22 protein-coding genes are annotated in these 21399 nt (G+C 63.4%); 8 read left to right on the forward strand and 14 right to left on the reverse strand.

Features of this window, described 5'->3' with window-relative positions:
- Positions 1 to 8 precede the first annotated feature (8 nt).
- The 10 genes from ACX93L_RS19610 to ubiT all read right to left on the reverse strand — a co-directional run bounded on the left by ACX93L_RS19610 (position 9) and on the right by ubiT (position 10404).
- A complete protein-coding gene (locus ACX93L_RS19610) occupies positions 9 to 1499 on the reverse strand; it encodes a M81 family metallopeptidase (RefSeq protein WP_459406394.1) in 1491 nt (496 codons plus the stop codon).
- Entirely contained in the window at positions 1489 to 2481 is a 993-nt protein-coding gene (locus ACX93L_RS19615; RefSeq protein WP_459406395.1) for an ABC transporter ATP-binding protein, read from the reverse strand. Before ACX93L_RS19615 ends, ACX93L_RS19610 begins: the two co-directional genes overlap by 11 nt.
- Positions 2478 to 3440 (reverse strand): ABC transporter ATP-binding protein, encoded by a 963-nt coding sequence (locus ACX93L_RS19620; RefSeq protein WP_459406396.1) that lies wholly within the window; start codon positions 3438 to 3440, stop codon positions 2478 to 2480. The genes ACX93L_RS19615 and ACX93L_RS19620 overlap by 4 nt, the downstream gene beginning before the upstream one ends.
- The gene (locus ACX93L_RS19625; RefSeq protein ID WP_459406397.1) at positions 3440 to 4303 is read right to left on the reverse strand and encodes an ABC transporter permease; all 864 of its coding nucleotides are present in this window, start codon (positions 4301 to 4303) and stop codon (positions 3440 to 3442) included. Before ACX93L_RS19625 ends, ACX93L_RS19620 begins: the two co-directional genes overlap by 1 nt.
- Positions 4300 to 5229, reverse strand: coding sequence for an ABC transporter permease (locus ACX93L_RS19630; RefSeq protein WP_459406398.1), 930 nt, complete (start codon positions 5227 to 5229; stop codon positions 4300 to 4302). Before ACX93L_RS19630 ends, ACX93L_RS19625 begins: the two co-directional genes overlap by 4 nt.
- Positions 5230 to 5248: 19 nt before the next feature.
- Positions 5249 to 6835 (reverse strand): ABC transporter substrate-binding protein, encoded by a 1587-nt coding sequence (locus ACX93L_RS19635; protein ID WP_459406399.1) that lies wholly within the window; start codon positions 6833 to 6835, stop codon positions 5249 to 5251.
- 52 nt (positions 6836 to 6887) lie between these two features.
- Positions 6888 to 7757 carry a MurR/RpiR family transcriptional regulator gene (locus tag ACX93L_RS19640; protein ID WP_459406400.1) on the reverse strand — a complete coding sequence of 290 codons (870 nt, stop codon included), beginning with the start codon at positions 7755 to 7757 and terminating at the stop codon, positions 6888 to 6890.
- A 228-nt stretch (positions 7758 to 7985) separates the two neighbouring features.
- Positions 7986 to 8924 (reverse strand): ubiquinone anaerobic biosynthesis protein UbiV, encoded by a 939-nt coding sequence (gene ubiV, locus ACX93L_RS19645; protein ID WP_459406401.1) that lies wholly within the window; start codon positions 8922 to 8924, stop codon positions 7986 to 7988.
- Positions 8925 to 8926: 2 nt separating this feature from the next.
- Positions 8927 to 9904 (reverse strand): ubiquinone anaerobic biosynthesis protein UbiU, encoded by a 978-nt coding sequence (gene ubiU, locus ACX93L_RS19650; protein WP_459406402.1) that lies wholly within the window; start codon positions 9902 to 9904, stop codon positions 8927 to 8929.
- Entirely contained in the window at positions 9895 to 10404 is a 510-nt protein-coding gene (gene ubiT, locus ACX93L_RS19655; RefSeq protein ID WP_459406403.1) for a ubiquinone anaerobic biosynthesis accessory factor UbiT, read from the reverse strand. Before ubiT ends, ubiU begins: the two co-directional genes overlap by 10 nt.
- A 110-nt stretch (positions 10405 to 10514) precedes the next feature.
- Here ubiT and ACX93L_RS19660 point away from each other — a divergent pair, with 110 nt between their 5' ends.
- Positions 10515 to 12023, forward strand: a complete 1509-nt coding sequence (locus ACX93L_RS19660) for a UbiD family decarboxylase (protein WP_459406404.1) — start codon at positions 10515 to 10517, stop codon at positions 12021 to 12023.
- Positions 12020 to 12604: a UbiX family flavin prenyltransferase gene (locus tag ACX93L_RS19665; protein ID WP_459406405.1), complete on the forward strand. Its 585-nt coding sequence runs from the start codon at positions 12020 to 12022 to the stop codon at positions 12602 to 12604. Before ACX93L_RS19660 ends, ACX93L_RS19665 begins: the two co-directional genes overlap by 4 nt.
- Before the next feature lie 98 nt (positions 12605 to 12702).
- Here ACX93L_RS19665 and ACX93L_RS19670 read toward each other — a convergent pair whose 3' ends face one another.
- Genes ACX93L_RS19670 through ACX93L_RS19680 form a run of 3 tightly spaced genes read right to left on the reverse strand, consistent with a single transcriptional unit; the run spans position 12703 to position 14023 of the window.
- Positions 12703 to 13386: an NnrU family protein gene (locus ACX93L_RS19670; protein ID WP_459406406.1), complete on the reverse strand. Its 684-nt coding sequence runs from the start codon at positions 13384 to 13386 to the stop codon at positions 12703 to 12705.
- Positions 13383 to 13856: a hemerythrin domain-containing protein gene (locus ACX93L_RS19675; RefSeq protein WP_459406407.1), complete on the reverse strand. Its 474-nt coding sequence runs from the start codon at positions 13854 to 13856 to the stop codon at positions 13383 to 13385. The genes ACX93L_RS19670 and ACX93L_RS19675 overlap by 4 nt, the downstream gene beginning before the upstream one ends.
- 11 nt (positions 13857 to 13867) lie before the next feature.
- The gene (locus ACX93L_RS19680; RefSeq protein WP_169594299.1) at positions 13868 to 14023 is read right to left on the reverse strand and encodes a hypothetical protein; all 156 of its coding nucleotides are present in this window, start codon (positions 14021 to 14023) and stop codon (positions 13868 to 13870) included.
- A gap of 101 nt (positions 14024 to 14124) precedes the next feature.
- On the opposite strand from ACX93L_RS19680, the gene ACX93L_RS19685 reads away from it, so the two are divergent.
- From ACX93L_RS19685 to ACX93L_RS19710, 6 genes are all read left to right on the forward strand, one after another.
- Positions 14125 to 14694, forward strand: a complete 570-nt coding sequence (locus ACX93L_RS19685) for a cytochrome c oxidase subunit 3 (RefSeq protein WP_459406408.1) — start codon at positions 14125 to 14127, stop codon at positions 14692 to 14694.
- 4 nt (positions 14695 to 14698) lie between these two features.
- Entirely contained in the window at positions 14699 to 14971 is a 273-nt protein-coding gene (locus ACX93L_RS19690; protein WP_169594294.1) for a cytochrome C oxidase subunit IV family protein, read from the forward strand.
- A 178-nt stretch (positions 14972 to 15149) separates the two neighbouring features.
- Positions 15150 to 15602: a c-type cytochrome gene (locus ACX93L_RS19695; RefSeq protein WP_459406409.1), complete on the forward strand. Its 453-nt coding sequence runs from the start codon at positions 15150 to 15152 to the stop codon at positions 15600 to 15602.
- A 27-nt stretch (positions 15603 to 15629) separates the two neighbouring features.
- Positions 15630 to 16976, forward strand: a complete 1347-nt coding sequence (locus ACX93L_RS19700) for a cbb3-type cytochrome c oxidase subunit I (protein ID WP_459406410.1) — start codon at positions 15630 to 15632, stop codon at positions 16974 to 16976.
- Positions 16977 to 17143: 167 nt separating this feature from the next.
- The gene (locus ACX93L_RS19705; protein ID WP_169594286.1) at positions 17144 to 17953 is read left to right on the forward strand and encodes a CbbQ/NirQ/NorQ/GpvN family protein; all 810 of its coding nucleotides are present in this window, start codon (positions 17144 to 17146) and stop codon (positions 17951 to 17953) included.
- An 11-nt stretch (positions 17954 to 17964) separates the two neighbouring features.
- Positions 17965 to 19863, forward strand: coding sequence for a VWA domain-containing protein (locus ACX93L_RS19710; RefSeq protein ID WP_459406411.1), 1899 nt, complete (start codon positions 17965 to 17967; stop codon positions 19861 to 19863).
- Positions 19864 to 19944: 81 nt separating this feature from the next.
- Here ACX93L_RS19710 and hemN read toward each other — a convergent pair whose 3' ends face one another.
- Positions 19945 to 21297 (reverse strand): oxygen-independent coproporphyrinogen III oxidase, encoded by a 1353-nt coding sequence (gene hemN, locus ACX93L_RS19715; protein WP_459406412.1) that lies wholly within the window; start codon positions 21295 to 21297, stop codon positions 19945 to 19947.
- Positions 21298 to 21399 lie beyond the last annotated feature (102 nt).

Raw genomic sequence — 21399 nt, forward strand, 5'->3', positions numbered from 1 at the left:
GCCGGTCTTCAGCGCACCATGTCCCTGTCGAGCGGAAAGATCGGCCGCGGGATCTTCTTGTAGGGCAGTCGGGCATAATCGAGCGTGCAGAGTGCGCCGCTGTCGCAGACCACGACCTTGCTGGCGATCGGCTCGAAGGCGGCGCGGAAATGCTGCATGGACTTCAGTCCGACAACACGCTTTTTGGCCGGATCGATGCCGAAGGCGCGGAACTGCTGGAGGTCGAGCATCTGCAGCGGCACGCTGGTGACGAGGACTTCGATGCCATCGACAACGAGGACCGCACTTGTGCCGTAGCTCTGCTCCAGCCCGCCGACCATCGGTCCGTCACCGACGAAGTGGCCGTTGCTGACCAGACGGATCGTGCCCGTCACGGTCAGCGGTTCGCCGCCGAAACGCGGATCGGTCTTGCCGCCGATGGCGATGGTGACAGTTGCACCTTCGCCCTTGGCAGCGAGTGCGGCCGCGGCCTCGGGGTCCACCATCGGACCAAAGGCTGCATCGTCAACGCCCGCCTCCAGCATGGCCTTGAGCAGGTTGGTGGAGTCGCCATAGGAACCGCCACCCGGGTTGTCGGCATAGTCGGCAATGATCAACGGACCGTTGGACTTGGGATAGGTACGCGCCATCTCGGCGACCGTTTCCACCGGGTGGAAGGTGTTCATCACGTCGTGACGCTTTTCCCAGATGTCATCGGCCAGCGTCTCGGCGAAGGCCTGGTGGCGGGCCGGGTCGCCATCGTAAGTGACGAGGACCGTCGGGCCGACCTCGGGGATGTCGGCTTCCGGGAACGCGCCGTTGATGCTGACGGCCAGTGCGCCCGGCTCGCTCTTCTCATAGGCGCGTGCCTTGGCGATCCGTTCCACCATGGCGCCGACGTCGGTGCGGCCGCCATTCGCCTCTTCGAGCATCGGCAGCTGGATGCGCAGCGTCCTTGGTGCGATCTCGCCCTTCATCGTGCGGTCGAGCAGGCTGCCGGCGTGGTAGGCAGTCTCCCGCAGGTCGATATGCGGATAGGTCTTGTAGGAGACGAGGATCTGGGCAAGCGCGCACATGCGCTTCGTCACGTTGGCGTGCAGGTCGAGCGTGACTGCAATCGGCAGATCCGGGCCGACGACGGCCCGCAGACGCTCGAGCAGTTCGCCTTCGCCGTCGTCCGTGTGTTCGGCGACCATCGCACCGTGCAGGCAGAGCAGGATGCCGTCGAACTTCTCGGCCTTGGCGGCTTCGATGATCTTGCCCGTCAGGAACTCATAGGCTTCGACGGTGACGGGCCCCGACGGCTCGGTCCAGGCGCTTACCGAATGGCGCATGTCCCAGCCGAACTCCTTCTGGCAGACGAGCGCGCCGGCGAGCCCGGTGTTCGACTGGCTGCGTTTGGCGATCGCCTCGTCGCCCATCATCAGCGTTTCACGCTCAAACTCGGGAATGCCGGTCTTGCGGATGCTGAAGGTGTTGGACTCATGCATGAACTCGGCAGTCAGGACTTTAAACGGCATTCTCGGTCTCCAGTATGATTTGCGCCGCGCCCCTGACGTGGCATGCCACGGCATGGGTCCCGGCCAGGGATTTCAGGTGAGGCAATTGGCTGTGGCAGCGATCCTCGACGAGGGGACAGCGGCTGGCGAAGGCACAGCCCCGGGGTTCGTCGTAGCCGCTCCGGATCTCTCCGCTGATGCGCGGAATGTCCCGGCGATTGTGCGGGTCTGGCACGAAGGCGCTGTCGAGAAGCGCGATTGTGTAGGGATGCGTCGGCGTTGCTCCGCGCGGCAGCACCTCGACGATGCGGCCGAGATACATCACGAGGATCCGGTCGCAGAAATACTGGACCAGCGCCAGGTCATGCGAGATGAAGACGTAGGTCAGGTCGAGGCGGTCTCGCAGGTCCTGCAGCAGGTTGATAACCTGGGCCTGGATCGACACGTCGAGGGAGGCCGTCGGTTCGTCGAGCACCACCAACGAGGGGGAAAGCGCCAGCGCGCGGGCGATGCCGACACGCTGTTTCTGTCCGCCGGACAGCTGGTGCTGATAACTGTCTGCCAGGTGCGCGGGCAGCGAGACCATCGCGAGGAGTTCCGACACCTTGGCGTCGCGTTCCGCCCGGTTCATGCGGATGCCTTGCACGTCGAAGGGTTCGAGTAGGGCGGAGCGGATCGACTGGCGCGGGTCGATCGAGGAGTAGGGGTCCTGGAACACCATCTGGAATCGTCGGCGGAGACGGCTCAGCGCACGACCTTTCAACGGACGGATGTCCTGTCCGTCGAAGAGGATTTCCCCGCCGGTGGGCTCGATCAGGCGCGAGACGAGGCGGGCGAGCGTCGACTTGCCACAGCCGGATTCGCCGACGACGCCGAGAATTTCGCCGCGCTCTATATCGAAGGACACGTCGGTCACGGCACGGAACTGGCGTTTCTTGCGGAAGAGACCGCCGCCGTTCGAGAAGACGCGGGACAGCGATCGGATGGAAAGAAGTGGCGTCATGCGCTCGCTCCTTCGGCAAGGAAACAGGCGACCGATCGTCCGGCATCGACCACGCTCGGCGGGCTCGATGAGCGGCAGACGTCGATCGCCTGCGGGCATCGCGGATTGAAACGGCAGCCGGCGGGCATGGCGCTTGCCGGCGGCACCATTCCGGGGATTCCGGCCAAGCTGCCCGGGGCCATGCCGGGTTGAGGGATGCAGCCGATCAGCGCGCGAGTATAGGGATGACGGGGTGCGTCGAAGATCGCGTCGACCTGGCCGTATTCGACGACCTTGCCGCAATACATGACCGCGACCTCGTCGCAGGTCTGGGCGACGACGCCCATATCATGAGTGATGAGAACAAGGCCGAGGCCCTTTTCCTTCACGAGCTCGTGGAGGAGCGCGATGATCTGCGCCTGGACCGTGACGTCGAGCGCCGTGGTCGGTTCGTCGGCGATCAGCAGGTCGGGGTCGCCGGCCAGCGCCATGGCGATGACGATGCGCTGACGCAGGCCGCCCGACAGCTGATGCGGGAAGAGATCGTAGGTCATTTCGGGTGAAGGGATGCGCATGCGCGCCATCAGGCCAATCGTCTTTTCCCTGGCAGCCCGCCGGTCGAGCCTGAGGTGGATCTCCGCGACCTGGTCGATCTGTCGGCCGACCTTCACGACCGGATCGAGCGAGGTCATGGGATTCTGGGTAATCAGCGCGATCCGGCCGCCGCGGAGGTTGCGATAGGCCTTTTCGCCGATGGAGGTCAGGTCGGTCCCGTCGAACAGGATGCGGCCCGACTTGATCCGACCGCCCATCAGCGGCAGCAGGCCCATCACGCTCATCGCCGTCATCGACTTGCCCGAACCGGACTCGCCGACGAGGCCGAGAATGCGGCCGCGATCGACGGCGATGTCGACGCCGGCCAGCGGTTCAAGCGGCCCGAAGCCGATATGGAGGTCTTCGACCTTGAGGAGGGCGGGCATTAGCTTCTCATCCTCGCCTTGACGTCGAGGGACTTCAGCACGCCCTGCCCGAACAGATTGATGAAGATCACCGAGGCGGCGACGAAGACACCCGGCCAGAGGATGACCCATGGCGCGTTGAAGAGCTGGGCGGATCCCGTGCTCATCATTCCGCCCCAGCTCGGCACCGGCGGCTGCGCGCCCATGCCGAAGAAGCCCAGGGTCGCCTCAAGTAGGATGGCGTTGCCGGTCGACAGCATGGCGACGACCACGACCGGCGCGATCGCGTTCGGGAGAAGCCGCCGCATCATGATGTGGAAGGGGCCGGCGCCCATGCTGCGGCTCGCCTCGACGAAGGTCTGCCGCTTCAGCGTGATGATCTGGGTTCTCGTCAGGCGGGTGAACTGCGCCAGATAGGCGATCGCGATCGCCAGGATCGTACTGCCGGAGCCGGGGCCGAGGATTGCGACGATCAGCAGCGCCAGGAGGATTTCCGGAAAGCACCAGGTCAGGTCGACCGCGGACATGACGAGCCGGTCGAAGCGGCCGCCGATATAGCCGCAGACGGCGCCGATCAGGATTCCGCCGACCAGGGACAGGGTGATCGAGATCACGGAGACGCTCAGCGAGGTACGGGCGCCGTAGATGACGCGCGAGAGAATGTCGCGACCGAACTCGTCGGTACCGAACCAGTGCAGGGCCGACGGCGCCTGGTTGGCGATCGAGAGATCCTGCACGTCGTAGGCGTAAGGTGAAAGCCAGGGCGCACCGATCGCCGCAATGGCGAGCGCGACGAGGCCAAGGCCGGAAAAGGCTGCCGCCGGGGTTGGCGCAAGGGATGCCAGACGCTGCATCGGGGAAAGCTGGTGCACGCGCCCGCTCATGCTGCCGCCTCCTCGCGCTGCCGCGGGTCCATGGCCGCTTGAAGAAGGTCGCCGAGCAGGGTGCCCAGCATCACGGCGATGGCGAGAAAAAGAAGACAGCCCTGGATCAGCGGATAGTCGCGCTGACCGAGCGCACGGATCAAAAGCGAGCCGAGACCGGGCCGGGCAAAGACATATTCGACCGTGACCGAGCCGCCGACGATGAGGCCGATGCGCAGGCTCAAGATGGTGACGACCGGGATCAGCGCATGGCGCAGGACGTGGGCAATCTGGATGCGAAGGCGCGACAGGCCCTTGGCGTGCAGGAGCATGACGAAATCCTCACGAGCCGTCTCGATCATGGCGACGCGGGTCACCTGGGCGACGAGGGCCATGCCGCCGAGGCCGACGGTCAGGACCGGCAGGATGAGGGACGTCCAGTGGCGCGCACCGGAGACCGGAACCCAGCCAAGCTCCACGGCAAAGAGCATGATCATCAACAGGCCGAGCCAGAAGGTCGGAACCGTCGAGCCAAGTAGGGAGACGCCCATCAGGGCATGGTCCACGAAGCGATCGCGGAAGCTTGCGGCAAGCGCGCCGGCGAGAATGCCGAAGACGGCGGAAAAGGCGAGGGCCCAGGCGCCGAGCGCGAGGCTCGGACCGAGATTGGCGAGAATGAGGTCGGCCACGGGACGGCGCATGACGATGGCCGTCCCGAGGTCGCCTTGGGCGACATTGCCGAGCCAGGTGACGTATTGCTCGAGGAGTGAACGGTCCAGCCCGTAGCGGGCGATGATCGCCGCCCGCTGTTCGGGTGAGGAACCTGTCCTGATCAGATTGTCCACCGGATCGCCGGGGACGAGATGGACGATCAGGAAGACCACGCCGGAGACGACGAAGAAGACCGGTATCATCGCGAGAAGGCGCCTGAGCGCATAACCCATCATATCCGCCGTCTCCGAACCGTCATTCCTTGACTTCGACGTCGAGGACGCTCTGGGCCGAGAATTGCGGGCCATCGATCTTGGCCGGCACGCTCAGACGATCCTTGTTGTAGACAAGAGTTTGCACGGGCTCGTAGATCGGTGCGAAGGGCACCTGGCTCAGCACATACTCATGATAGGTAATGAAGTTGGCCACGCGTTCTTCCGGGGTCTTCGAACCCGTCAGCGCCTTGACGCGCAGTTCTTCCGCCTTCGGATCCTTCCACATGGAGACGTTCGGATAACCGAGGCGTTCGCCGGAGAAGAACCAGTCGAGGATGTCGGCATTGTTCCAGCCATAGCTGCGGACCGCGAGCTGCTGGGTGCCCTTCTTGTATTCGGCACGGATCGAGCTGGTGTCGAACACCGTGATCTCGGCATTGATGCCGACGGCCTTCAGCTGGGCCTGGATGACTTCGGTCAGGCGCTTGAACTCGGTGTCGCTCTGGGTCCAGAGGGTGACGGTGAGCGGCTTTCCGTCCTTCGAACGGCTGCCGTCAGCGCCGGCCTTCCAGCCTGCCTCTTCCAGGAGCGCCTTGGCCTGTTCCGGATCGTAGGAAATGTTGAACTTCGGGTCGACCTTGGATTCCGGCAGAGAGGCGATCAGGAAGTTGTGCGCGGCAAGGCCACGACCGCCGAACAGCTTGTCGAGGATTTCCTGCTGGTTGATGGCGAGAGCCGCCGCCTTGCGCACTTTGAGGTCGGTGAAGGGTTCGACCGTCGTATTGATGGGCATGTAGAAGGTGCCGAAGCCAGGCATGCTCTGGACGGTGGCGTTTTCGACCGTCTCATATTGCGGGAGGATATCGCTCGGAACGTCGAGCACGGCATCGACGCCGCCGGTCTTCAACTCCAGGAAGCTGGTCGAGGAATCAGCGATCTCGCGCAGCGTCAGGCGGTCGATCTTGGCCGGACCCTTGTTTTGCGAAACCGCGCTGCCCCAGGTGTAGTCCTCGTTGCGCACGAGAACCGATTCGACGCCGGTGGTGAAGCTCTCGAGCTTGTAGGGGCCGGTGCCGACGGCGACGGTGACGCCGTAATTGGTGCCTTCGGCGTCATAGGCCTTCGGGCTCGGCACGCCCATGAAGGCGCTCGACAGGTTGTAGAGCAGGTTGGCGTCAGGGTGCTTCATGACGAAGCGCACCGTCAGGTCATCGACGACTTCGACCTTGTCGATGGCGGCAACGAGATACTCGTTCTCGGTGCCGGCAAATTTCGGGATCCACCACTCGATGGTCTTGGCGTTGAAGGGCTCGCCATCGTGGAACTTGACGCCTTCCTTGAGGTGGAAGGTCCAGGTCATGCCGTCGGCCGATGTTTCCCAGCTGGTCGCGAGATGCGGGTAGTAACCCTGATCGGCGCCCTGCACGACGAGGCGGTCGTAGATCAGCGCGTCGGCAAGCGTCATCAGCGTGCCGCGGATCGGGTCGTGATTGGCCGCGCCGGCTTCCGAAGACGGAAGTACGAAGACCGCCTCGGCGGCCGACAGGGCCGACGCCGGCATGGTGCCGGCGCAGGCGAGCGTGAGCGCGATCATCGCGCCTTTGAATTCCCACTTCATTTTCGTCATCGTCTGCGTTCCCCTTTTTTGACTTGGCGTGACGGGTGGAGGATTGGATCTGTCAGTCTTCCGGGGTGCCTCCGGCATAGCCCGTGAAGGTCTTGTAGCAATTGAACATCTGGCCCAACCGGTCCTCGACCTCGACGCCGAGCTCACTGAAGACGCCGCTGATGGCGAGCTGTACGAGCGAGACAAGCGGGCTGAGAGAGTCCCAGAACTGATTGAGGGCGGTGGGTACCGCGAAGACCTCGCTCGAAGCGGAGGTTGCCCAGTCGCAATAGGTGTCGGTGATGATGGTGACCGGAATGCCCTTCGCGTGGGCGGCTTCGGCGAGCTGCTTGCTCTGGCGGGAATAGCGACGGGTGTCGATCACCACGAGCATGATGCCGTCCGCATTGGTCAGCAGCACGTCGACAAAATTTCCGGCAGCCATGTCTACGATATGGACTTCGTCGCGAAGATACTGGAGCTGATGGGCAAGCACCGCGGCGACGCCGCGCTCGGTTTGGAAGCCGGCGCAGTAAACCTTGCGGGCCTTGCTGAGACGGGTGACGAAGCGGGCGAATTCCGGCGTCTGGGCAAGTTCGTAGACACGGACCAGTGCGCCGATCTCCATTTCGAGACCGGCGGCCAGCTGGTCGTTGCCGGAGCGGGCGCGTGCCGCGAACTCCTTCAGCCGGTCACCGACAAGCCAAGGGCTGTCGCCGAAGTCGTCCTTCAGGTCGGCCTTCAGTTCCTTGAAATGGGTGTAGCCGATCGAGCGGCAGAAACGACCGACGGTCATTTCACCGACGCCGACCTTGGCGGCGATGCTGGCGGCCGTCTCGAAGGGCAGCTCGCTCAGATTCGACAGCATGTAAGTGGCGATCGCACGGCCGGCGGCCGTGGAATTTTCCAGACTGTCGAGCAAACGCTCCTTGACCGTCGCCATCAAATCCCTCTGTCAAAATGTTATTTTTATATCTCTATAGCCATACGGTATATTTTTATATCATCCCGTCAAGCCGCCATTCAGGAAAAATTATGGGGTGCCGAGGCCGTCGGCGCCGTTGGTTGGTCGCGAGCCTTGGAGCGGAATGACGAAGAGCCCCGCGGTCGTGGGACCGCGGGGCTCTGCAAAGCGCGATGAATGGGGGCTTTCGGACGACGGCGGCTGTTCCTAGGCTACGGCTCCATGGGCCGTGTCCCGAGCGCGGGCCACCCAGGCCGCACCTTCACGGGCGTGATGGAAGCCGTTCGAAAGGGGAGCGGCGGGATAGATCTCCCGCAACCGGCCAAGCGCCTCTTCCGGATCAAGGGCACCGTCGAGCACGCTGCGATAGAGGTTGGCGACGGAGACCATGTCGCAGTCCTGGGGGGAGAGGCGGATCGCCGCGATCCCGCATTTGGCGAGGTCTTCGAGTTCACCTAGAAGGGCCTGGCAGGTGTGAGAGACCGTCTGAACGCCGTTCAGCGCCAGGAACGACTGGCGGTCAAGGGTCCTCACCGGCAGACCATCGGGTTCCTCGCCGCAGACGAACAGGCAGTTGTCCTTGATCTTGCCCTTCGAGCGGGCGTGGGCGCAGCGGGCGGAGATGGCGAGCGGCATGCGACCGAAGGCGAAAACCTCGAAATCGATGCCGGGGCTTTCGGCGACGATGCGCTCGACCGAGGTGAAGGGCAGCTCCGGCGGCAGACAGATGCGGGTCGCGCCGCGCCCGCCCAGCAGCCTCGCGGTCGCGGCGTTGTAGACGTTGACCAGCGGGCCGACGGTGTGGGGCATTCCGTTCAACAGGCCGAGAGCCGAGAGATCGTTCGCCTCGACCAGATGATCGCTTTGTCCGACCAAGTCGCGGATCTGTCGGCTCTCACGTTCCAGAGTGACCAGTGCGAGCGTCGAGAACACCACCGTTTTGCCGGCAGCCTCGAGCCGCTCGGTGACCTCGGCAATGTGCGGTTCGATGAAATGCTGGCGTTTGGAGCAGACGGTCTCGCCGATCACGACCGTGTCGAAAGGGGACTCGTCGGCAATGCGGAAATGGTAGTCGCGCCATTTCGGGCCGTCCCACAGATAGTAGACGGGGCCCATCGTGAGCGACGGTGCTTTCATATCGTTCATGCTCATCTCCAGCGCTTCTCGTAGGCGCCCGATGTGGTCTTCTGGCCCTCGCTCAGGCCACGAAGACGCGACAGGAGGGCCGACCGTTGGTCGGGACGGGCGGAAAGGGCCTTTTTCAGCGTTGAGACGACTTCGGCGACATAGGCCTTGCCGCGCTGGCGCCCTTCGATCTTCAGGGCGCTGACGCCGGCTGCGGTCAAAGCGTCGATCTCACCCATGACGTCGAGCGAAACCGGGTCCTCGAAGGCATAGCTGCGATCGTCGGCGATATCGAAGCGCCCCTTGCAGAGCGTCGGATAGCCGGCCGCCTCGCCGGCGGGAAACCGGTTGATGGTGTAGTCACCAAGCTCCGAGACAAGCTCATTGCCCTCCTTCCGGTAGTGAACGTGGCTGGCGGGTGAACACACGCCGTTCATGTTCGGCGACTTGCCGGTTGCGTAGGAGGACAGCGAGCAGCGGCCTTCTGCCATGACGCAGAGCCCACCGAAGACGAAGACCTCGATCTCGCAGCGGATCTTCGGGGCCATCCGGGCGATGTCGGCGATTGTCAGCGTGCGCGGCAGGACCACGCGTTTGGCATTGAAGGCCTCGACCAGGAAGTTGATCGCATCGACATTCGAGGCGGAGGCCTGCACGGATACATGCAGGCGCTGGTCGGGATAGCGCTCCGCCACGTGGGCCATCAGACCGAAATCCGCGAGGATCAATGCGTCGGCGCCGAGCGCGACCGCATCGGCGGCGGCGCGGTACCAGATCTCCTCGTCCCCGGCCCGCATGAAGGTGTTGAGCGCGACGAAGGTCTGCGTGCCGCGCCGGTGGGCATAGGCAATCGCATCGCGCAGCTCGTCCCGGCTAAAGTTGAGACCGGGAAAGTTCCGGGCATTCGTCTCGTCGCGGAAGCCGCAATAGACGGCGTCAGCACCGGCGTCGACGGCTTCGTGAAAGGCCGCAGGCGTGCCGGCCGGGCAGATCAGTTCCATGGGGAGTTCTCCCCGGACAGGGCGTGCCGGCGGATTCCTTCGCCGATCCGTCCGAAGAGCGGTGCGAGTGGTCCCGCCAGCGTCGAGAGATCGCGCGGCAGATCTATGTCGCAGTCGTCGAGGGCATTGCGCATCGCGAGCATCGCCTCCATGTCGCCGGTGACCGAAAGATCGCGTGAGAAAAAGAGGGCATCCGCGTCGCAGCGACCTTCGAGCAGTGCGAGCAGAGTAAAGAGCGGGCCTTCCACAGAGGCATCGACGCCCGCTGGCGAACCGGACCTGCGCATGACGCGGATCCCTGGCCTTGCCGGTTCGACGACGAAGCACAACGGCACATCGACGGGGAGGAAGGCGAAGCGCTTTTCCTTGTGTTCGCCGAGGCGGTCGAACATACCCGGATGCTCTTTCATCATCCGCTGGAAGAGCAGGGTCACCGCTCGTTCGATCGCGGCCAAGGGAACAAGATTGAGCGGGGCCGCAAGCGTGTGGGGAAATTGCATGGTTATCAAGCCTTTGCAGAGAGCGATCCGCGGCATGCTAACGGCTTGTCCGAAGAAAGCGTTTGAGCCAGCGCAAAGACGTCATTAATATTACCCGCCACACAGGCAGCATGACACACGCAGCATCGACGATCAGGCGCTATGCCGACCTGCAGGAATTCGTGGCGGAACTCGAGCGACGGGGGAGTCTGAAGCGCGTCGAAAGGCCTGTCTCGCTGGTTCACGAGGTCACGGAAATCCACCAGCGCGTGCTTGCCGCGGAGGGGCCGGCGCTGCTGTTCGAAAAGCCGGTCAATGCGGCCGGCGAGGTTATGTCGATACCCTTGCTTGCCAATCTCTTCGGCAGACGCGACCGGATCGAATGGGGTTTCGGACTTCCAAGTGGCGGAATAGGAGAACTGGCGAACCTGCTCGGCGAGTTGCGCGAACCCCGACCGCCGCAGTCGTTCAGGGAGGCGGTCGGCAAGCTGCCCCTCCTGCAATCCGCTCTGTCGCTCAGGGTCAGACAGGTTTCGGCTGCCGCCTGCCAGCAGATCGTCTGGCGGGGCAACGAGATTGATCTCGGCCGCCTGCCGATCCAGTGGTGCTGGCCGGGGGAACCGGCACCGCTGGTAAGCTGGCCGCTGGTCATCACGCAGTCGCCAGACGATCCGAGCGACGTCAATGTCGGTATCTATCGCATGCAGGTGCTTGGCCGTGACCGCCTGATCATGCGGTGGCTCGCCCATCGCGGCGGCGCGAAACATCATCGCCAATGGCAGAAGCTCGGCCGGGACATGCCTGTCGCAGTGGTGATCGGCGCGGATCCCGCGACGATCCTGTCTGCAGTGATGCCGCTGCCGGAAGGCATGAGCGAACTGGGTTTCGCCGGGGTGCTCAAGCGGCGGCGAAGCCGGGTTGTGAAAGCGGTGACCCAGCCGCTCTGTGTTCCCGCCAACGCCGAGATCGTGCTGGAAGGCACTGTTTCCGCAAGCGAACTGGCGGAAGAGGGGCCTTACGGCGACCACACCGGCTACTACAATTCGGTGGAGCGGTTTCCGGTGATGACGCTCTCTGCGATCACGATGCGCAGAAAGCCGATCTATCTCTCGACCTATACGGGGCGTCCACCGGACGAACCCTCGAAGCTTGGTGAGGCGATGAACGAGCTGTTCGTGCCGCTGGTCCGGAAGCAGTTCCCCGAAATCCACGATCTCTGGCTCCCGCCGGAGGCCTGTTCCTACCGGGCGATCGTGGTCTCCATCGACAAGCGCTATCCGGGTCAGGCCAAGCGTATCATGATGGGTCTGTGGTCGATGCTGCCGCAGTTCAACTATACTAAGCTGATCATCGTGGTGGATCCCGACATCGATGTGCGCAGCTGGCCGGACGTCGTCTGGGCCTTGTCGACGCGTTTCGACGCCGGTCGCGATGTGACCGTCATTCATGACACGCCGATCGACTATCTCGATTTTGCCTCTCCGAGGCCGGGGCTGGGCGGCAAGCTCGGGCTCGACGCGACACGCAAGCTTGGCCCGGAGACGGATCGGGAGTGGGGCCGGGTCCTCGACATGGTGCCCGACGTCGTTGCACGGGTCGATGCGCTCTGGGGTGAACTCGGGCTTGGAGATCCATCATGAAGGCTCGCAGGATCGTGCTCGGCGTTTCCGGTGCATCAGGTGCGACGATTTCGCTGCGGATCGCCGAACGGCTCGCGGCGATCGAGGCGGTCGAACTGCATCTCGTCGTGTCGGCTGCGGCCGAACGGACCTTTGCCCATGAGCTCGGCGATGGTGCACTCCCGGCGCTCGAAAAGCTCGCCGCCTGCCGCTATCGGATCGACGACATCGGCGCGGCGATCGCCAGCGGGTCGTTTCGGACGGCGGGCATGATCGTTGCGCCGTGTTCGATGCGAAGCCTTGCGGGTATTGCGGCGGGGCTTGCCGATACCTTGCTGATCCGTGCCGCGGACGTGCATCTCAAGGAGCGTCGACCGCTGGTGCTCCTTGCGCGAGAAACGCCGCTTCATCTCGGTCACCTTCGCAACATGGTTTCGGTGACCGAAATGGGGGCCGTGGTGATGCCGCCGGTGCCAGCCTTCTATCGCCGTCCCGAAAGCGTGGACGCCATCGTCGACCACATCGCCGCGCGCGCCATCGACCTTTTGCGGGTCACCGATGAGCCGCTCGCTGCCGAATGGAAGGGCGATGATGATCGCTAGAGCATTTCCGGCGATTACGGATTCGCCTCAATGCTCTATCTCCTTGTTTTGACGCAATTCTTCACGCAAAACCGCTTCACACTTTTGCTGGAATTGCTCTAGAAGGTTGCGGCGAGAAGAGGGTCCGCCCCGAACAGTGCGGCATGACCGCCGGCGAGCAGCCACCAGGTGACTACGACTGCGATCGCGGCCGAGACGATCATCGGCCGATCGATGCGAAGCCGGTTGTGGCCCTTGAGGATCGCGGCGAAGGGGATCATCGAATGGGTTCTGCTCATCGGCGCCCAGTCGTCGCCGAGACGTTTGCGCGCGCGTCGGTCGAGCATCAACAGTCCCGCAAGCGTGAAGAGCGACAAACCGCCAAACAGGATCAGCGAGCGCAGATCGCCGTTCGGGACCAAGTGGCCGACCGACCAGAGCAGGAAGCCCCACATGACCGGATGGCGTGTCACGGATGTGATGGCACCCGGCGCCACATCCGGGCGGATGCTGACCGACATGGGATTGGGACTGGCAAGCCCCGCCAGAACCAGGAACAGACCGAGGGGAGCCGTCATGATGGTAACCTTGGCCTGCCAGCCGGCCGGTTGCCAGAGTGGAATGTAGTCCGTGGCCAGCGCCGCTTGGAACACCCAACCGAGCACCACGATGGAGACCAGCGAGTATATCATCAGGTAGGTTCTGCGGCCGAGAAGGCTGATCGCTCCCGCCCGCACGGGCGGTAGTGCGGGTATGGAATGCAGCGCCAGGAAGACCGTGAGCGCGATCAGCAGGTTCGTCATAGCACGGCTGCCTGCCGCTCGGGCTCACCGGCGAAAACGGAGTCGATGACGGCCGTCTCGGCGGCGATATGGCGACGGACGCATTCGAAGAAGCCGCGCAGCATGTAGCCGACGGTATCGAAGGAGAGGCCGCAGCGTCCGGCGAGGAGTGCCTTCAGAGTCAGCGAGATTTCCTCCGCAGCCAGACGGTCGCAACGGTGTTCGTTTTTCAGCCGCTCGATCATCATGGCCGTGAAACACGAGCCGGCGCTGCGGTCGAGATCCGGGAACAGCAGTTGTTCCTCGAATTTCTGCGTCCTGTCGATGAGCGGCACGACGGCGTCCGAGACCTTGCGGCAAAGGGTGTCGTCGACGTCGAATGGCAGGGAGTCTGCGAGCTCCTCGAGGCTGCGGCAGAGGCCGAGCAGTTCCTCGTGGTTCTGCTGCAGGGTTTTCAGGTCCAGTTCGTCAATCCGCTTTTCCGTGCGCATGGCGCACCTCCTTACTGTCCTAGGAAAAGTATGGTCGCTATGGCGACCGATGCCAGCACTGCAGATATCGTGCCGCCGCGCTGCAACACGCCCATGCGATAAAGCAGGATGGCAAAGCCGATGATGATAGGTGTGGCAACGGCAAGGCCGATCTGGGCATCAGTCATCGAAGCAATCTCCATTCATGATCCAATCCTAACTTGCCTCCTGTCATTTTTCTTTGAGCTTCCGCAAAGAAGCAAAGAACGGCCTTGGCTAAAAATGTCGCATGAACACGATAGCCAACATCGCCACGGCGGGGTCCGCGACGGCCGCAGACGAACAGGAAGGCGATGTCTTTCTGCTCTGGGTGCTCGTTTGGAGCGAGCTGGTCGCCTTCGGTATCCTGATCTGCGCATTTCTCGTGATGTCGGCGCTCGAGCCCGATCGTTTCGCGCAGGCGCGGCTGCATCTGAGCCCGGGGCTGGCGGCCATCAACACCGTTGTTCTGTTGACGAGCGGCTGGCTCGCAGCGATCGCCGCCCGGCGCAATGCGACCTCCCGTCAGACGCAACGTTCGCTGGTCTTGTCCGCCATGTTCGGTTTCGTGTTCGTCGGCATTAAGCTCTTCGAGTATTTCGGCGAGGCGCAGTATGCCGCCGACGAGGCTCTCAGCCGTTTCTACGAGATCTATTTCATCATCACCGGCTTCCATCTCATGCATGTCGTATTCGGTTCGATCGTCATGCTCCTGGTGGCGATGAAGCCGTCGCGCACCAACGTGCTGCTTATCACCACGCTCTGGCATGCGGTCGACCTCGTGTGGATCGTCATGTTCCCGATCATCTACCTGGCCTGATACGATGAACCGTTTTTCCCTGGAACGCCTGCATTGGGCCTTTGTCACCCTGATGGTCCTTGCTGTCGGCGGGGCCGTCTTCGCGGCCCTCAGCGGTAGTCTGCTGGTGCCAGTCGTCATCGTGCTCGCCGCGGCCGTCGCAAAGGCGCGGCTGGTCATTCTCGACTTCATGGATCTTCGCGAAGCGCGCGGATTGTTGCGGACGGCACTGATCGGCTGGCCGGTGTTTTTCCTCGTCCTTGCCCTTTCGCGGGCCGTCCTGATCACCCTCGTTTGAGTGTCTCCTCGACCATCGCCCGTTTGTTTGCCGAAACGCAAAGAAGGCTTCTGCCGCGCCGCTAGAAAGGGAACATCCCGCAGAACGGCTTGAGGGGCGTGTCGCCGCCGTCGACTGCAGGGGATTTCACCAGGCCGGCGGCGGAATGAAACCTACGGCGAACGAAAGGACCATGGGGATGGCAGAGCGCCTAACCAAGACAGGGGCCCGCAACGTCTTCTACGGCGGGTCCATCTTCTTCTTCACGATCTTCGTGGGCCTCACGGCCCATAGCCACTACTACATGAAGACGACATCTACCGATGAATCGACGCTGACTGACGGCGTCGCCCGCGGCAAGCATGTCTGGGAAAAGAACGCCTGCATCAATTGTCACACCCTGCTCGGTGAAGGCGCCTATTTCGCGCCGGAGCTCGGCAATGTCTGGAAGCGCTGGGGCGGCGAAAGCGACCCGGAAAGCGCCCGCGAAACGTTGAAATCGTGGATGGCCGCGCAGCCTTCGGGTGTCGAGGGACGGCGGCAGATGCCGCAGTTCAACCTGACCGAACAGGAACTCAACGACCTCGCCGATTTCCTCGAGTGGACGAGCCGGATCAAGACCCAGAACTGGCCGCCGAACGAGGCGGGCTGAGCACGCGTCGCGACAAGGAGAAACAACATGAAATATCAAACCCAGAAGGTCGCGATGCTGTATTTCTACGGCGCGCTCGGCCTCTTCCTCGCCCAGGTGCTGTTCGGCGTGCTTGCCGGCACCATCTATGTCCTGCCCAACACGCTTTCCGAGCTCCTGCCGTTCAACATCGTCCGGATGGTCCATACCAATGCGCTCATCGTCTGGCTGTTGATGGGCTTCATGGGGGCAACCTACTATCTGCTTCCCGAAGAGGCGGAGACCGAGCTGTATAGCCCCAAGCTGGCAATTGCCCAGTTCTGGATCTTCCTCGTCGCCGCTGCCGTGGCCGTGGTGGGCTATCTCTTCCACATCCACGAAGGCCGCGAGTTCCTCGAGCAGCCCTTCGCCATCAAGGTCGGCATCGTCATCGTCGCGCTGATGTTCCTGTTCAACGTGACGCTCACGATCCTCAAGGGCCGCAAGACGGTGGTCACCAATATCCTGGTCTTCGGGTTGTGGGGTGTCGCGATCTTCTTCCTCTTCGCCTTCTACAACCCGGCCAACCTGGCGCTCGACAAGATGTACTGGTGGTATGTCGTTCATCTCTGGGTCGAAGGCGTATGGGAACTGATCATGGCGTCGGTGCTTGCCTTCCTGATGATCAAGCTCAACGGAATCGACCGCGAAGTGGTCGAGAAGTGGCTCTATGTCATCGTCGGCCTTGCTCTTTTCTCGGGCATTCTCGGCACCGGCCACCACTACTACTGGATCGGTGCACCGGGTTATTGGCAGTGGATCGGCTCCCTGTTCTCGACGCTCGAGGTCGCTCCGTTCTTCACCATGGTGATCTTCACCTTCGTGATGAGCTGGAAGGCGGGCCGCAAGCATCCGAACAAGGCGGCGCTGCTCTGGTCGATCGGCTGCTCGGTCATGGCCTTCTTCGGCGCCGGTGTCTGGGGCTTCCTGCACACTCTGTCGTCGGTGAACTACTATACCCACGGCACGCAGGTTACCGCGGCTCATGGTCACCTCGCCTTCTTCGGCGCCTATGTGATGCTCAATCTCGCCGTCATGGCCTATGCCGTACCGGAAATCCGCGGCCGGCAGCCCTACAACCAGTGGCTCTCGATCATCAGCTTCTGGATGATGTGCACGGCGATGTCGGTGATGACCTTCGCGCTCACGTTTGCCGGGGTCCTGCAGGTCCATCTGCAGCGTGTGCTCGGCGAAAGCTACATGGCCGTCCAGGATCAGCTTGCGCTGTTCTACTGGGTCCGCCTGGGCTCCGGCGTGGTCGTACTGATCTCCGCGCTGATGTTCATCTGGGCGATCCTGGTTCCCGGCAAGGAAAAGGCGCCTGCCTTCGGCGGCTACGCCGAACCCGCCGAGTAAATCTCTCCTTCTCCCTTCGGGGAGAGGGCAGTCCTCCGCCCCGGATGAGGGGGCGCCGTTTGTCCCCTCATCCCTTTCGAATGCGACCGGTGCCTCTCCCCGCAGGGAGGAGGACCCGAACAATTCCTGTCCGTGACGGCATCGTCAGCCTTGAAGGAAACACCCCGATGAACATCATGCTCACCAATCCTCCATCCGGCGTCGACATTCCGGCCTATACACCGATCGGCAACGAGTGCGAGCTGTTCGAGACGGCCTGGACCCGCCAGCTTCCGCTGCTGCTCAAGGGCCCCACGGGCTGCGGAAAGACCCGCTTCGTCAGCCACATGGCCGCCCGGCTCGGCCTGCCGCTCTCGACGGTCTCCTGCCATGACGACCTTGCGGCTGCGGACCTGACCGGCCGCTTTCTGCTCAAGGGCGGTGACACCGTCTGGGTCGACGGTCCTCTCACGCGCGCGGTGCGTGACGGCGGGATTTGCTATCTCGACGAGGTGGTCGAAGCCCGCAAGGACGTCGCCGTGGTTCTCCATCCGCTGACCGACGACCGGCGTATCCTGCCGCTCGAACGAACCGGTGAGCAGTTGAGCGCACCGCCCGGTTTCATGCTCGTCGTTTCGTACAATCCGGGCTACCAGAACCTGCTCAAGACGCTGAAGCCTTCGACGCGCCAGCGTTTCGTCGCCATCGAGTTCGACTTCCTGCCGCGCGACCGCGAGATCGCTGTGGTGGCCGCGGAAAGCGGACTGGCCGAGGGGCTGGTCGTGCCGCTCGTCGAGCTGGCGCGGCGCCTGCGGGCACTCAAGGGACATGATCTCGAAGAAGGTGTGTCGACCCGTCTGCTCGTCTACTGCGCGAGCCTGATCGACGCCGGCCTGCCGCCGAAGGATGCGGTGCGCTCGGCCATGATCGAGCCGCTCACCGACGAAGCCGACGTACGCGCAGCCCTTCTCGAACTGGCCGGCGCGATCATCCGCTAGAGAGGTATGTCATGCTCGACTTCCTCGAACTGGAAGAGACCGTCGGCCGCGCCTGGCACAACATTGCCGGCAATACACGCACCTGGCCTCGCTATCCCGAGGCGGGGGTGGCGCTGGAGGATGTCCAGGCGGTGCTTGCCGTGTGCTTTCGTGGCTTCGGCGGCGAGCACGCGGTGCAGATCGCTCCGGCGCGGGGACGCACCTCCGGACACCGTCTCAAGCTTCGCCAGCGGCTGGGTCTTGGCGAGGAGAAACTGGTGCAGCCCGGTCGCGACCACGCGACCCTGATGCTTCCTCCGGTGATCGACCTCTTTCCGCGCGCTTCGCTGAACGGCGATCTCTATGTCTGGCTTGCTGCCGTGATGGCGACCATGCCACTCGATCCGGTAGCGGACATGGATCCGCTGGTTCGTGACGTTTCCCTGCTGGCGCGGGCCGAGGCTTCCGCGCGGGCGACGATCAGAGCCTTCCCGGGGCTCGAGGTTCGTTACCTCCGCCTGTGCGCTGCGGCACTGGTCGAGAGGCATCGTGGCAAGCTGCCGCGGGTCGAGCAAATGGTCGAGGATCGCGTGATCGGCCTGTTGCGCGCTGGAGCGGGCCTCGCACCTCTGGCTTTTCCGGAACCGCTGCCGGCCCGCGCACCGCCCGGCTATCTGCCGATGCTGCCGGTACCGCTCTGGCCGGACGCTCTCATTCGAGAGGAAAGCCCTCCCCGGGAGGGCGAGGACCGCCCTGCGGCAGGTGGCGATCGGCAAGGTGCCGCCGCAGGGCGCCACATTGCGACCCGGGAGAAGAATGACGGCCGGGACAAGGATCGCAGCCCCTTCATTCTCAACCGGTTCGAGAAGATCCTCGCCATGGCCGAGATGGTCAATGTCGATCGCCCCGGCGACGACAGCGACGACCACGACGCGACTGCGGCAGAGGAACTCGACGACATGACGCTCGGCGAGCGCAAAGGGCGTCCGTCGGCCCGCTTCCGCTTCGACCTCGACCTGCCACCCGAAGCGCTCGACCGCACGCCCCTGTCAGCTGAGCTGTCCTATCCTGAATGGGACTACCGGCGGAATGCGTATCTCAAGAACTATTGTCGGGTTCTTTCCGGCTCGGCAAGCGAAGCCGGCGAGAGCCCGGAAACGAGTGCGGCAATGAAGAGCCTGATTAGGCGCGTGCGCCGCCAGTTCGAGGTTCTGCGTCCTCGGCACGAAATGTTGCGTGCACAGCTCGACGGGGCCGATCTCGACCTCGACGCGGTCGTACGCAGTCGGACCGATCTCAGGGCCGGAGGCGAGGGGAGCGACCGCATCCATCTGATGAGCCGGCCGCAGGCGCATGACCTTGCCGTCACGCTGCTTGTTGACGTCTCACTGTCGACCGATGCCTGGTTCGACGACCGGCGCGTGCTGGACGTGGAAAAGGAAGCGCTTCTGGTGCTCGCCAATGGTCTCTCGGCATGCGGCGACAACCATTCGATCCTGACATTCACCTCGCGCCGCAGATCCTGGGTTCGCGTCGAGACGATCAAGGACTTCGGCGAGAAGATGGGGCCGGTGGTCGAGAACCGCATCGCCGCCCTGAAGCCGGGCTACTATACGCGCATAGGAGCGGCGATCCGCCATGCGACAGCCAAGCTCGCCGAACAGCCGAACCGTCGGCAACTCCTGCTGGTGCTGACCGATGGCAAGCCGAACGACGTCGATCACTACGAGGGACGCTTTGCCCTCGAAGACAGCCGCCGCGCGGTCGTGGAAGCCCGCCGCAAGGGTGTTCGGGTATTCGGAGTGACCGTGGATCGCGACGCGAAGTCTTATGTGCCGGCGATTTTCGGGCAGCACGGCTATGCCGTCGTGTCCAACATCGGGCGGCTGCCGTCGGCCCTGCCGGCGATCTATCGCGGCCTTGCCGGATAAGGCGGAGGCGGGTCGCGTAAAGAAAGGCCCGGCGCTTGGGGTAGCGCCGGGCCTTTCCGTTTCCGGGAAAGGGCGAAAGTCTCAGGCTGCCTTGGAATGGGTTCGGGCCGACTGATCGAGATAGGCGTCGAAACTGGCTGCCACCGCGCGGATGACGAAGCGGCAGTCGCGGCGAACGGAAACGACACCGTCGGCGATATCCGCGATGCCGTCCTCGAGAATGCTCTCGAACATCGCGTTGCCGGACAGCAGCTGATCGGGCTCGAAACCGTAGGCTGCGCACAGCGCGGGGAGATCGGCCCTGAAATCGCACATGAGCCGTTCAATCACGGCCGCCCGCAGCCGGTCTTCCGCGGTCATGCGGTAACCTTTCGCGGTGGCAAGCTTTCCGGAGGCGATGCGCTGCGCGTATTGGCCGATTGCCACCTCGTTCTGGACGTAGCCGTCCGCGGTCCGGCCGATCGCAGAGGCGCCGAGGCCGATCAGCGTCGTGCAGGCATCCGTCGTGTAACCCTGGAAATTGCGGTGGAGGCGGCCGTTGTCGGCGGCGAGGGAGAGTTCGTCGTCCGGCAGGGCAAAATGGTCAAGGCCGATACGGCGATAGCCGGCGGTCGAAAGAGTATCGGCTATGGCTTCCGCCTGGGCATGCCGGGCGGCGGCGTCCGGGAGCGCATTTTCGTCGATCAGGCGCTGGTGCTTCTTGAAGGACGGGATGTGCGCATAACCAAAGACGGCGAAGCGGTCCGGGCGCATTGCGATCGCTGTCCTGGCCGTCGCAACGCAGGATTCCACGGTCTGATGCGGCAGCCCGTAGATCAGGTCGAAGTTGATGCTCTCGATACCGGCGTCACGCAGACCGGAAACCGCATTGGCCGTCTGTTCCGCTGTCTGGATGCGGTTGATTGCCTTCTGTACCGTCGGATCGAAACTCTGCACCCCGAGGCTGGCGCGGGTTACCCCGGACTGTCCCAATGCGCCGATCATCGATCGGGAAAGCGTGCGCGGGTCGATCTCGACGGCGATCCCGGCGGTGGGGGTGACGTCGAGTTCCCGTTGCAGGAAGGCTGACAGGTCGAGAAACTCTTCCGGTTTCATGATCGTCGGCGTGCCGCCGCCGAAGTGGATCTGTCCTACTCTCAGTCTTTTGCCAGCGGCCTTGCCCACAAGTCTGATCTCCCGCTTAAGGACGTCGAGATAGTCGAGGATCGGTTGGTCCTTCTGCGTGATCGACGTGTGACAGCCGCAATACCAGCACATGGACCGGCAGAACGGGATGTGCAGGTAGAGAGAAACGGCCTCCCGAGCGGGGATGCGAGATAGCCAGTCGCCATAGGTGCCGGCTGCGATGCCGGGGGCAAAGCGCGGCGCCGTTGGATAGCTCGTGTAGCGGGGCAGGCGGGACTCGCCATATTTCCGGATCAATTCATGGGGCATCGAGGCTCTCCAGTTTTTGGTGAACCCTTCCTAGACCGGCCTTTCGTCTTGCTCTTTGCCAAATCCCAAGCAGCGCGACGAAAGGCCGGTCGGGCATCTCGG

This window comes from Rhizobium sp. CAU 1783 (assembly GCF_054551725.1).